This is a genomic window from Pseudomonas sp. Arb-4-2C (assembly GCF_055755015.1).
On sequence record NZ_CM146899.1, the window covers coordinates 5,360,640 to 5,372,574 of the forward strand.

11 protein-coding genes are annotated in these 11,935 nt (G+C 60.3%); 4 read left to right on the forward strand and 7 right to left on the reverse strand.

Annotated features, from left to right (window positions below):
* Window positions 1-66 precede the first annotated feature (66 nt).
* The 6 genes from fba to tkt all read right to left on the reverse strand — a co-directional run bounded on the left by fba (window position 67) and on the right by tkt (window position 6,455).
* Entirely contained in the window at window positions 67-1,131 is a 1,065-nt protein-coding gene (gene fba, locus AC0J41_RS24360; protein ID WP_003177554.1) for a class II fructose-bisphosphate aldolase, read from the reverse strand.
* A 252-nt stretch (window positions 1,132-1,383) separates the two neighbouring features.
* Window positions 1,384-1,716, reverse strand: a complete 333-nt coding sequence (locus AC0J41_RS24365; RefSeq protein ID WP_025109192.1) for an MliC family protein — start codon at window positions 1,714-1,716, stop codon at window positions 1,384-1,386.
* Window positions 1,717-1,773: 57 nt separating this feature from the next.
* Entirely contained in the window at window positions 1,774-1,995 is a 222-nt protein-coding gene (locus AC0J41_RS24370) for a hypothetical protein (protein ID WP_025109191.1), read from the reverse strand.
* 34 nt (window positions 1,996-2,029) lie between these two features.
* Window positions 2,030-3,193, reverse strand: coding sequence for a phosphoglycerate kinase (locus AC0J41_RS24375; protein WP_473013806.1), 1,164 nt, complete (start codon window positions 3,191-3,193; stop codon window positions 2,030-2,032).
* A gap of 26 nt (window positions 3,194-3,219) precedes the next feature.
* Complete coding sequence (epd, locus tag AC0J41_RS24380) at window positions 3,220-4,278, reverse strand: erythrose-4-phosphate dehydrogenase (protein WP_025109189.1); 1,059 nt, start codon at window positions 4,276-4,278, stop codon at window positions 3,220-3,222.
* A 179-nt stretch (window positions 4,279-4,457) separates the two neighbouring features.
* Complete coding sequence (tkt, locus tag AC0J41_RS24385) at window positions 4,458-6,455, reverse strand: transketolase (RefSeq protein ID WP_025109188.1); 1,998 nt, start codon at window positions 6,453-6,455, stop codon at window positions 4,458-4,460.
* Between the two features lie 257 nt (window positions 6,456-6,712).
* Here tkt and AC0J41_RS24390 point away from each other — a divergent pair, with 257 nt between their 5' ends.
* The 4 genes from AC0J41_RS24390 (at window position 6,713) to AC0J41_RS24405 (ending at window position 11,321) form a co-directional block, all read left to right on the forward strand.
* Entirely contained in the window at window positions 6,713-7,708 is a 996-nt protein-coding gene (locus AC0J41_RS24390) for an ArsR/SmtB family transcription factor (protein ID WP_473013807.1), read from the forward strand.
* An 18-nt stretch (window positions 7,709-7,726) separates the two neighbouring features.
* Window positions 7,727-8,917, forward strand: a complete 1,191-nt coding sequence (metK, locus tag AC0J41_RS24395) for a methionine adenosyltransferase (protein ID WP_025109186.1) — start codon at window positions 7,727-7,729, stop codon at window positions 8,915-8,917.
* A gap of 234 nt (window positions 8,918-9,151) precedes the next feature.
* On the forward strand, window positions 9,152-10,828 hold the full coding sequence (gene ligB, locus AC0J41_RS24400; protein ID WP_473013808.1) for an NAD-dependent DNA ligase LigB: 1,677 nt from the start codon (window positions 9,152-9,154) through the stop codon (window positions 10,826-10,828).
* A gap of 97 nt (window positions 10,829-10,925) precedes the next feature.
* Entirely contained in the window at window positions 10,926-11,321 is a 396-nt protein-coding gene (locus AC0J41_RS24405) for a DUF1090 domain-containing protein (protein ID WP_025109184.1), read from the forward strand.
* Between the two features lie 125 nt (window positions 11,322-11,446).
* Here the strand turns inward: AC0J41_RS24405 and AC0J41_RS24410 are convergent, their stop codons facing one another.
* Window positions 11,447-11,896, reverse strand: a complete 450-nt coding sequence (locus AC0J41_RS24410) for a c-type cytochrome (RefSeq protein WP_025109183.1) — start codon at window positions 11,894-11,896, stop codon at window positions 11,447-11,449.
* Between the last annotated feature and the right edge of the window lie 39 nt (window positions 11,897-11,935).

Consider the following 11,935-nt stretch of genomic DNA (forward strand, 5'->3'; position numbering starts at 1 on the left):
CTTATTTACTGCAATAAAAAACCCGCCTCACGGCGGGTTTCTTTTAAAGCAGCTTAACGCTCAGGCTTAGTTGACCTTGGCGTTCAACTCACCTTTCAAATAACGCTGATACATCGCTTCCAGAGAAATCGGCTTGATCTTCGAAGCATTACCGGCAGTACCGAACGCTTCATAACGAGCGATACATACATCACGCATCGCAGTAACAGTCGCGCCGAAGAATTTACGCGGGTCGAATTCGCTCGGGTTGGTGGCCATCAGGCGACGCATTGCGCCGGTGGATGCCAGGCGCAGGTCGGTGTCGATGTTGACCTTGCGCACGCCGTACTTGATGCCTTCGACGATTTCTTCAACCGGTACGCCGTAGGTTTCTTTGATGTCGCCGCCGTACTGGTTGATGATCGCCAGCCACTCTTGTGGCACCGACGAGGAACCGTGCATCACCAGGTGGGTGTTCGGGATACGTTTGTGGATTTCCTTGATGCGGTCGATCGCCAGCACGTCACCGGTAGGCGGTTTGGTGAACTTGTAGGCGCCGTGGCTGGTGCCGATGGCGATGGCCAGGGCATCGACCTGAGTCTTCTTGACGAAGTCAGCGGCTTCTTCCGGGTCGGTCAGCATCTGGCTGTGATCCAGAACGCCTTCAGCGCCGATGCCGTCTTCTTCGCCGGCCATGCCGGTTTCCAGCGAACCCAGGCAGCCCAGCTCGCCTTCAACCGAAACGCCGCAGGCGTGAGCCATGGCCACGGTCTGTTGAGTCACACGAACGTTGTATTCGTAGTCGGTCGGGGTCTTGCCGTCTTCGCCCAGCGAGCCGTCCATCATCACCGAGCTGAAGCCCAGTTGAATGGAGCGCTGGCAGACGTCAGGGCTGGTGCCGTGGTCCTGGTGCATGCACACCGGGATGTGCGGGAATTCTTCGATCGCGGCCAGGATCAGGTGACGCAGGAACGGCGCGCCAGCGTATTTACGGGCGCCGGCCGAAGCCTGGACGATCACCGGGGAGTCAGTCTTGTCAGCGGCTTCCATGATGGCGCGCATCTGCTCAAGGTTGTTGACGTTGAAGGCTGGAACGCCGTAGCCGAACTCGGCTGCGTGGTCCAGCATCTGGCGCATGCTGATAAGTGCCATTGTGTGTGTCTCTCCCGGTTGAGGGTCGTTAATCGTGCCAGCCTGCCGGAGCGGCGGCGGCTATTCAAGTGATTGCAGATCGGGGGTTGAAGCCCGGCCTGGTGATTCGATAAAGCAAATTCTTCAGAACAGCGCAGAACCCCTCTAGGAGTGAGCCTGCTCGCGATAGCAATCTTGCAGTCAATATTGCAGCGACTGTCAGGCCGCTATCGCGAGCAGGCTCACTCCTACAATGGGCTTGCGGTGTATCAATTACTGCGCCTTGCAACCGCGGCCGATCAGGTCATTGGTGGCGACCCAGTACACCAGGCCTTCGTCACCCTTGACGTGAAACGCCAGCATGCCGTCGCTGTACAGCGCGCCCGAAGCGCCCGGCTCTTCTTTCAGGCGATAGACCTGATCACCACCGCCGAGTCGAACATCGACTTCCTTCTGGCCGGCATCGGCGTAGCGCCACAACACTTTGGCCTGGCTGTCGCAGGTCCAGGTGGTCCAGTTATCCGCCGGAGCGGAAGACTGAAACAGGTTCATCTGCGCGCAACCGCCCAACAATGCCAACGCCGCAATGGCGATCAAGCCTTTCATCCGTGTTCCTCGACTGACAACCACCGCCGCCAGCCCTGAGTTAAAGAGTCAGACCGGTCAAGGACAACCATGTTCCTTGGCCGGGGTTTGCGTCTCGTATTTGTCCAGGCCGTCCGGCCCCGAGCGCTTGTTCAGCACCGGGTTGGTTTCAGCCTGCCAGTCGGCCTGGTAGCAGCCTTTCTGCGCCGCACCCGGCGCAGGCGTCGCCTCGGCCTTCGGGTTACTCCCGCAGGCCGCCAGCGTACCGGTCAGCAACAACAGCGCTAACGACTTGACCATCTGAACACTCCTTTGCCTGGCCAAACGGGCGGCCTCAGGCCTTGGCCCGGCTTTCCAGGACTTCAACGGCCGGCAGCACCTTGCCTTCGACGAATTCGAGGAACGCACCACCGCCGGTGGAAATGTAGGAGATCTGCTCAGCCACGCCATATTTATCGATGGCCGCCAGGGTGTCGCCACCGCCAGCGATGGAGAACGCAGCGCTGTCAGCGATGGCCTGGGCCAGCACTTTGGTGCCGTTGCCGAACTGATCGAACTCGAACACGCCGACCGGGCCATTCCACAGAATGGTTTTCGACGATTTCAGCAGTTCGGCGAAGTGGGCGGCAGTTTGCGGGCCGATGTCCAGAATCATGTCATCGGCAGCGACGTCAGCAATCAGCTTGACGGTGGCTTCGGCGCTTTCCGCGAACTCTTTGGCAACCACCACGTCGACCGGCAGCGGCACGCTGACCTTGGCAGCGATGGCGCGCGCGGTGTCCAGCAGGTCCGGCTCGTACAGCGACTTGCCGACCGGGTGACCAGCGGCAGCCAGGAATGTGTTGGCAATGCCGCCACCGACAATCAGTTGATCGCAGATCTGGCTCAGGCTGTTCAGCACGTCGAGTTTGGTCGAGACCTTGGAACCGGCAACGATGGCCGCCATTGGTTGCGCCGGAGCGCCCAGGGCTTTGCCCAGTGCGTCCAGTTCAGCGGCCAGCAGCGGGCCAGCAGCCGCGACTTTGGCGAACTTGGCGACACCATGCGTCGAACCTTCGGCGCGGTGAGCGGTGCCGAAAGCGTCCATCACGAACACGTCGCACAGGGCAGCGTATTGCTGGGCCAGTTCGTCAGCGTTCTTTTTCTCGCCCTTGTTGAAGCGCACGTTTTCGAACAGCACGATATCGCCGGCCTTGACGTCAACGCCGCCCAGGTAGTCGACCACCAGCGGGACCTCGCGGCCCAGGGCCTTGCTCAGGTAGTCGGCGACTGGCTTGAGGCTGTTCTCGGCGGAGAACTCGCCTTCGGTCGGACGGCCCAGGTGCGAGCAGACCATCACGGCTGCACCTTTTTCCAGGGCCAGCTTGATGGTCGGCAGCGAAGCCAGGATACGCGCATCGCTGGTGACAACACCGTCCTTGACTGGGACGTTGAGGTCTTCGCGAATCAATACGCGCTTACCTTGCAGATCGAGGTCGGACATCTTCAACACGGTCATGGGTCGCACTTCCTGAGTAACTGTTCTTAGAGAGCAGGTTTTTTTGAAATCGCTGTTTGCAGATAGTGTTCTGCAACGTCCAGCATTCGGTTGGCAAAACCCCATTCGTTGTCGAACCAGGCCAGGATGTTCACCAGCCTGGGGCCGGAAACACGGGTCTGACTGGCATCGACGATGGCCGAATGTGGGTCATGGTTGAAATCACAACTGGCGTGCGGCAGCTCGGTGTAGGCCAGCAGGCCTTTGAGCGGACCGTTAGTGGCGGCCTCGCGCAGGATCCGGTTGACCTCGCCCGCGTCGGTCGCGGTGGCGGTCTGCATCGTGATGTCGAGGCAGGACACGTTGACCGTCGGCACGCGTACGGCTTTGGCCTGAATTCGCCCGGCAAGTTCCGGCAGCAGGCGCTCGATGCCACGCGCCAGACCAGTGGACACCGGGATCACCGACTGGAACGCCGAACGGGTGCGGCGCAGGTCTTCGTGGTGATAGGCGTCGATCACCGGCTGATCGTTCATCGCCGAATGAATCGTGGTGATCGACACGTAATCCAGGCCGATCGCCTTGTCCAGCAAACGCAGCAGTGGCACGCCGCAGTTGGTGGTGCAGGAGGCGTTGGACACCAGCAGTTCGGCGCCGGTCAGGCAGTCCTGATTGACGCCGTAAACGATGGTGGCGTCGACATCCGCCTCGCTGGCCATCGGCTGCGAGAACAACACGCGTGGTGCGCCGGCGTCGAGGAAACGCTGGCCGTCTTCACGGGTGTGATAAGCACCGGAGCACTCAAGCACCAGGTCGACGCCCAGCGACGCCCAATCGATGCCTTCAGGGGTGGCACTGCGCAGGACTTTCACGCAGTCGCCATTAATATGCAGACAATCGCCGTCTACTCGCACCTCGCCCGGGAAACGGCCATGGGTGGAGTCAAAGCGTGTCAGGTATTCGATGCTGGCCATGTCGGCCAGATCGTTGATCGCGACAATTTCAAACCCGGCTTTTTCGCCTCGCTCAAACAACGCACGCAAGACGCAACGACCAATCCGGCCGTAGCCGTTGAGTGCAACTTTGTAGGGACGCGGTTGAGGCATGGGGTTCTCGATTACCGTTTGAATCCGTTATTGCTGTGTGTCCAGACCGTCGCTTTCGCGAGCAAGCCCGCTCCCACCCTGGATCTGTGTCATGGACACTGTCTGTGTCACACAACAAGTCCCCCTGTGGGAGCGGGCTTGCTCGCGAAGGCGTCAGTCCGGACGACGCGACTTCTGAATCAGTCTTCCAGCAGCTCTTCAGCCTGACCCAGGATGTTTTCCAGGGTGAAGCCGAACTCTTCGAACAGTGCCGAAGCCGGCGCCGACTCACCGTAGGTGGTCATGCCGATCACGCGACCTTCCAGGCCCACATACTTGAACCAGAAGTCGGCATGGGCCGCTTCGATCGCGATACGTGCGCTGACCTGCAACGGCAGCACCGCTTGCTTGTAGCCTGCGTCCTGAGCATCGAACACGCTGGTGCAAGGCATGGAAACCACACGCACCTTGCGGCCCTGCTCGGTCAGTTTGTCGTAGGCCTGAACCGCCAGACCCACTTCCGAACCGGTCGAAATCAGGATCAGCTCAGGCTCGCCTGCGCAGTCCTTCAGCACGTAACCACCGCGGCTGATGTCGGCGATCTGGCCGGCATCGCGGGTTTGGTGCTGCAGGTTCTGACGCGAGAAGATCAGCGCCGACGGGCCGTCTTTACGCTCCAGTGCGTTTTTCCAGGCCACGGCCGATTCAACGGCATCGGCTGGACGCCAGGTGTCGAGGTTCGGTGTGGTGCGCAGGCTGGTCAGTTGCTCGATCGGCTGGTGCGTCGGGCCGTCTTCGCCCAGACCGATGGAGTCGTGGGTGTAGACGTGAATGACCTGCTTCTTCATCAGCGCGGACATGCGCACGGCGTTGCGGGCGTATTCCATGAACATCAGGAAGGTCGCGCCGTAAGGCACCAGACCGCCGTGCAGAGTCACGCCGTTCATGATTGCGGTCATGCCGAATTCGCGCACGCCGTAGTACATGTAGTTACCGCTGGCATCTTCAGCGCTGACACCTTTGCAACCTTTCCACAGGGTCAGGTTGGAACCGGCCAGGTCAGCCGAACCGCCGAGCAGTTCCGGCAGCAGCGGGCCGAACGCGTTCAGGGTGTTCTGGCTGGCTTTACGGCTGGCGATGGTTTCGCCTTTGGCCGCGACTTCAGCGATGTAGGCGCTGGCTTTTTCGGAGAAGTCAGCCGGCAGCTCGCCGCTCAAGCGACGCACCAGTTCGTTGGCCTCAGTCGGGAATGCAGCGGAGTAAGCAGCGAAACGCTGATCCCACTCGGCCTCGACAGCGCGACCTTTTTCCTTGGCATCCCACTCGGCATAGATGTCGGCCGGGATTTCGAACGGGCCGTAGTTCCAGTTCAACGCCTTGCGGGTCAGTGCGATTTCCGCGTCGCCCAGTGGAGCGCCGTGGCAGTCTTCCTTGCCCTGCTTGTTCGGCGAGCCGAAACCGATGGTGGTCTTGCAGCAGATCAGGGTCGGCAGCGGGCTCTTGCGCGCGGTTTCAATGGCGGTCTTGATCTCTTCCGGATCATGGCCGTCGACGTTGCGGATCACTTGCCAGTTGTAGGCTTCGAAACGCTTCGGGGTGTCATCGGTGAACCAGCCTTCGACTTCGCCGTCGATGGAGATGCCGTTGTCATCATAGAAAGCGATCAGCTTGCCCAGGCCCAGAGTACCGGCCAGGGAAGCGACTTCGTGGGAAATGCCTTCCATCATGCAGCCATCACCCAGGAACACATAGGTGTGGTGGTCGACGATGTCGTGGCCAGGACGGTTGAATTGCGCGCCCAGAACCTTTTCTGCCAGGGCGAAGCCCACAGCGTTGGCCAGACCCTGACCCAACGGGCCAGTGGTGGTTTCAACGCCCGGGGTGTAACCGAATTCCGGGTGACCGGGGGTACGGCTGTGCAGTTGACGGAATTGCTTGAGGTCTTCGATCGACAGGTCGTAACCGGTCAGGTGCAGCAGCGAGTAGATCAACATCGAGCCGTGGCCGTTGGACAGCACGAAGCGGTCACGGTCGGCGAACGATGGATTGCTCGGGTTGTGCTTGAGGTAGTCGCGCCAAAGCACTTCGGCGATATCTGCCATACCCATAGGGGCACCGGGATGGCCGCTGTTGGCTTTTTGCACGGCATCCATGCTGAGGGCACGAATGGCGTTGGCACGCTCACGACGGCTAGGCATCGCTGATCTCCTGGGTGTGAATAATTGAAACGGAAAAAAGGAGGGCATTTTCCCTCACCGGAGCGCCTCGGGGCAATGACAGATAGTCATACGGAGACGTTTTTCCCGTGGTTAACAGTGGATTCTGTTGGTGAAACCTTTCCGCTGTTCGTTTGTAGAGTTAACCAGCCAGTGAGAAGTGCCATCTATCGAGCAATATCAAAACTTTTTGATATTGCCCTTGCGGCGATTTCCCACCGTCACTAGACTGCTGCCCCATGAACTTACGCGTGCCTTCCATTCGCCATGACGATTGCGACGAGCTGGCGGCCCTGTGCAAGGCCGGTGGCGACCCGCTGCGCCTGAATGTATTGCGCGCGCTGGCCAACGATTCGTTCGGCGTACTGGAGCTGGCGCAGATTTTCGGCATCGGTCAGTCCGGCATGAGCCACCACCTCAAGGTGCTGGCCCAGGCCGATCTTGTGGCGACGCGCCGCGAAGGCAACGCGATTTTCTATCGCCGCGCCCTGCCCCACACCGAGCTGCTGGGTGGCAAGTTGCACGCGGCACTGTTAGAAGAAGTCGACAATCTGGCGCTGCCGGACGATGTGCAGATACGCATCGCCCAGGTACACGGGCAACGCGAGGCGGCCAGCCAGGACTTTTTCGCCCGGGTAGCGGAGAAATTTCGCGCCCAGCAAGACTTGATCGCAGGCCTGCCGCAATACCGTGACAGTGTGCTGGCCCTGCTCGACAAACTGAACTTCAATGGTGCTGCCACGGCCATTGAAGTCGGCCCCGGCGATGGTGCTTTTCTGCCGGAACTGGCCCGTCGTTTCGGCACCGTAACCGCGCTGGACAACAGCCCGGCGATGCTCGAACTGGCGCGTCAGGTATGTGAACGTGAACAGCTGGCTAACGTCAGCCTGCAATTGGCCGATGCATTGAATGGCACAAGCCTTCAGGCCGATTGCGTAGTACTGAACATGGTGTTGCACCATTTCGCCGCGCCGGCCGAAGCGCTCAAGCACATGGCCGGCCTGCTGCAACCGGGCGGTAGCCTGCTCGTGACAGAGTTATGTAGCCACAACCAGAGTTGGGCCAGGGAGGCCTGCGGTGATCTGTGGTTGGGGTTTGAACAGGACGATTTGGCCCGTTGGGCCACCGCTGCGGGACTCGTTCCCGGGGACAGCCTCTATGTAGGCTTACGTAATGGTTTCCAGATCCAGGTTCGCCACTTTCAGCGACCGGCTGGCGACACTCACCATCGGTAAATTCAGGAAAACATCGAGATGAGCGAATACTCCCTCTTCACCTCCGAGTCCGTGTCTGAAGGACATCCGGACAAAATCGCCGACCAGATTTCCGATGCGGTGCTGGACGCCATTATTGCCCAGGACAAACACGCACGCGTTGCCGTGGAAACCCTGGTCAAGACCGGCGTGGCCATCGTTGCCGGTGAAGTGACCACCAGCGCCTGGGTCGACCTGGAGCAGATCGTTCGTGACGTCATCTGCGACATCGGCTACACCAGCTCCGAAGTCGGCTTCGACGGCGCCACCTGCGGCGTGATGAACATCATCGGCAAGCAGTCCCCTGACATCAACCAGGGTGTTGACCGCGCCAAGCCTGAAGATCAGGGCGCCGGCGACCAGGGCCTGATGTTCGGCTACGCCAGCAATGAAACCGAAGTGCTGATGCCTGCGCCGATCACCTTCTCGCACCAACTGGTGCAGCGCCAGGCCGAAGCCCGTAAATCGGGCCTGTTGCCTTGGCTGCGTCCAGACGCCAAGTCGCAAGTGACTTGCCGTTACGAAGGCGGCAAGGTTGTTGGTATCGACGCCGTGGTTCTGTCGACCCAGCACAACCCTGAAGTGTCGTACAAAGACCTGCGCGAAGGCGTGATGGAGCTGATCGTCAAGCACGTGCTGCCTGCCGAACTGCTGAGCAAGGACACCCAGTTCCACATCAACCCGACCGGCCAGTTCATCATTGGCGGCCCGGTAGGTGACTGCGGTCTGACCGGCCGCAAGATCATCGTCGACAGCTACGGCGGCATGGCCCGTCACGGCGGTGGCGCGTTCTCCGGCAAAGATCCATCGAAGGTTGACCGCTCGGCTGCCTACGCTGGCCGTTATGTTGCCAAGAACATCGTCGCGGCCGGCCTGGCCGAGCGTTGCGAGATCCAGGTGTCCTACGCCATCGGTGTCGCTCAGCCGACTTCGATCTCGCTGAACACCTTCGGCACCGGCAAGATCAGCGATGACAAGATCATCAAGCTGGTACGTGAAGTGTTCGACCTGCGTCCATACGCAATCACCACCATGCTCGATCTGCTGCACCCGATGTACCAGGAAACTGCAGCCTACGGCCACTTCGGTCGCGCACCGCAGACCAAGACTGTTGGCGAAGACACCTTCACCACCTTCACCTGGGAAAAAACCGACCGCGCCGACGCCCTGCGTTCCGCTGCTGGTCTGTAAGACTTCCCCGGCTGCACAAAAAGCCCCGCACGGTTCGCGCCGTGCGGGGCTTTTTCATGCCTGCAATACCACCTTGAACACAAACAAAGACCCCTGTGGGAGCGGGCTTGCCCGCGAAGAGGCCAGCTCTGGCGACCTGAGTTTCAGCCTGAAACACGATGCAAAACACCCACCCGGTGCTGCTCCAAATCCTGACTAGCCTTCAAGCATTCCCCCTGAGCAAGGACGCTCACCATGCTTGCCACGCTGCGCCTGTTTTCAGTTCTTGTGCTGAGTGTCACCCACCTGACCGCTTACGCCGCCTGCCCCGACTGGTCTGCCGCCAAGGCAACCAACGAAATCAGCGCCCTGCAAAAACAGCTCGACCAATGGGACGACGCCTATCACCGCGAAGGCCGCTCGCTGATTGCCGACGAACTCTACGACCAATCGCGCATACGCTTGAACCAATGGCGAGAGTGCTTCAAGTTGCCCTCGCCACCCGATCCCTTGCGCACGGCCCCAGGCTCAATCGCACACCCCATCGCCCATACCGGTCTGGATAAGGTGCACGAGGCGGCTGCCGTGGAAACGTGGCTGCGCGACCGCCGGGATGTCTGGGTACAACCCAAGATCGACGGCGTCGCGGTGACGCTGATTTATCGAGAAGGCGTTCTGCATCAGGCAATCAGTCGTGGCGACGGTGTTCGTGGACAGGACTGGACGCCATCAGCGCAGAAGATCGGCGCCATTCCTCAGCGCCTGACACAACCGCTGGATCTGCTGGTGCAAGGCGAACTCTACTGGCGCCTTAACGAACACGTGCAGACCCGATCCGGCAGCGTCAACGCTCGCGCTACCGTGGCAGGTCTGATGGGACGAAAATCGCTTGATGCCGAACAAGCCGCCGGCATCGGATTATTCGTTTGGGACTGGCCACAAGGGCCTGTGAATTTGCCCGAACGAATAGCCAGACTGACGGCACTGGGTTTCGCCGCAATCGAGCCGTACAGCCAACCCGTCAGCGACTTCGCCGAGGCGCAGAAGTGGCGCGACCACTGGTATCACTCGCCCCTGCCGTTTGCCACCGACGGCGTGGTTTTGCGTCAGGGTCAGCGCCCATCCGCCGAACGCTGGCAGGCACGTGCCCCCTACTGGGCCATCGCCTGGAAATACCCTTTTGCGCAAGCGCTGGCTGAAGTCCGCGAGGTCAACTTCAAGATCGGCCGCACCGGCCGTATCACGCCGGTGATCGAGCTGAACCCGGTCATGCTGGATGACCGAGAGATCAAACGGGTCAGTGCCAACTCATTGACACGCTGGCAAGCGCTGGATATTCGTCCCGGCGATCAGGTTGCCATCAGCCTCGCCGGCCTGACCATTCCACGGCTCGACAGCGTCGTGCTGCGCACCACCGAGCGGGCAGACATCAATATCCCCAACGCCGCTGACTTCCACAACTTGAGCTGCTGGCAACCGACCCCCGGCTGTGAAAGCCAGTTTCTCGCCCGTTTGACCTGGCTCAGCGGCAAACAGGGACTGGCGATGCAGCATGTCGGTCACGGCACCTGGAAGAAACTTCTCGAAACACGCCGCGTAAACAACCTGCTGGATTGGTTGACCCTCGACGCGCCAGAGCTTGCTAACATTGCCGGCTTCGGCGAGCTTAGTAGCGAACGCCTTATGAACAGTTTTCACAGCGCCCGCCAACGGCCCTTCGCCCAATGGCTCAAAGCCTTGGGCTTGCCGCCAACAGGGCAGGCACCACTCGCTGATTCCTGGCAGGCGCTGGCACAACGCGACACCGAACAATGGCAGGCTGAAGCCGGTATCGGCCCCGGACGCGCAGCGCAATTGAGCGCATTCTTTCGCGACCCGCAGGTGCTGGCCATCAGCGAACAATTACATGCCGCCGGAATCGACGGTTTCTGAACATGCAATCCCCGCACGCCGGGAACCCAAGGGCCGCCGAGGCGCTCCAACTGCGCAGCGCCCGACTGACCCGATTGCCTTTGCACATGGAGCTTTTATGAAACTTCTTTCACCGCTCGCCCTGCTGACCCTCTGCGCCGTGATGGCCGCCCCCGTGATGGCCGACGAAGACGCCCCGGGGCTGACCGGTTGCGCCGCCAAGAAGCAGGGCATCATCAACCAGATCGAACAGGCCAAGTCCCGCGGCAACGCCGATCAGCAGGCCGGCTTGCAAACGGCACTGGATGAAGTGACAAAGAACTGCACCGATGCCGGTCTGAAGAAAGAACGCGAGAACAAGGTGCTGGATGCCAAGCACGAAGTCAGCAAGCGTCAGGCTGATCTCGACAAGGCGATGAAGAAAGGCGATCCGGAGAAGATCGACAAGCGCAAGAACAAGCTCGCCGAGTCGCGCAAGGAGCTGCAGGACGCGCTGGACCAATTGGACAAGTAACCGGCATGCGGTGAATTTGATGCTCTCTTCGCGAGCGAGCCCGCTCCCACAGGGATTGTGTGAACCTCACAAATCCAATGTGGGAGCGGGCTCGCTCGCGAAGGCTTCATCTCAAACAACAGAGATCAATGATCCCGAAACTCTTTATGGCAAGCGCTGCAGGCATCTTCAACTTTCTGCACGGCAGGCCCCAGGTTGCTGGCCTTGTACGGCTGGACCTTGCTGACGCTCACCAATTCACCGGTGGTTGCCTCAAGGTTGCGGGCCAGTTCCTGAAAGCGTGCCTGACGCAGCCAGACATCATCCTTGGCACTGGTGTGATCTTCTTCGCGCACCTGCGGGAAATGCTTCCACGGTTCATGGGACAACGCATCGAGTTTCACCGCACCGTCGGCGAATTTCGGTCCGTCGAACGGAATGCGTCCACGCAGCATGCCGCCCAGCTCTTCGCCGGTCTTGAGCATCTGCTTGAAGATCGCCTTGCGTTGTCCCAGCGGCGAATTCGGATCGACACCGCCACAGGCGGACAAGGTCAGACAGGCCAGCAATACAACAGAAATTCTTTTAAGAGTCATGGTGGCTTCAGGTCACGGAATTCGGCGGCCAGTATCCTC

Bases quoted from the DNA above. Each gene is read 5' to 3' on its own strand.
- metK (WP_025109186.1), top strand. From the start codon at position 7,727: ATGAGCGAATACTCCCTCTTCACCTCCGAGTCCGTGTCTGAAGGACAT.
- AC0J41_RS24370 (WP_025109191.1), bottom strand. From the start codon at position 1,995: ATGGTCAAGTCGTTAGCGCTGTTGTTGCTGACCGGTACGCTGGCGGCC.
- fba (WP_003177554.1), bottom strand. From the start codon at position 1,131: ATGGCACTTATCAGCATGCGCCAGATGCTGGACCACGCAGCCGAGTTC.
- AC0J41_RS24410 (WP_025109183.1), bottom strand. From the start codon at position 11,896: ATGACTCTTAAAAGAATTTCTGTTGTATTGCTGGCCTGTCTGACCTTG.
- AC0J41_RS24365 (WP_025109192.1), bottom strand. From the start codon at position 1,716: ATGAAAGGCTTGATCGCCATTGCGGCGTTGGCATTGTTGGGCGGTTGC.
- epd (WP_025109189.1), bottom strand. From the start codon at position 4,278: ATGCCTCAACCGCGTCCCTACAAAGTTGCACTCAACGGCTACGGCCGG.
- tkt (WP_025109188.1), bottom strand. From the start codon at position 6,455: ATGCCTAGCCGTCGTGAGCGTGCCAACGCCATTCGTGCCCTCAGCATG.
- AC0J41_RS24390 (WP_473013807.1), top strand. From the start codon at position 6,713: ATGAACTTACGCGTGCCTTCCATTCGCCATGACGATTGCGACGAGCTG.
- ligB (WP_473013808.1), top strand. From the start codon at position 9,152: ATGCTTGCCACGCTGCGCCTGTTTTCAGTTCTTGTGCTGAGTGTCACC.
- AC0J41_RS24375 (WP_473013806.1), bottom strand. From the start codon at position 3,193: ATGACCGTGTTGAAGATGTCCGACCTCGATCTGCAAGGTAAGCGCGTA.
- AC0J41_RS24405 (WP_025109184.1), top strand. From the start codon at position 10,926: ATGAAACTTCTTTCACCGCTCGCCCTGCTGACCCTCTGCGCCGTGATG.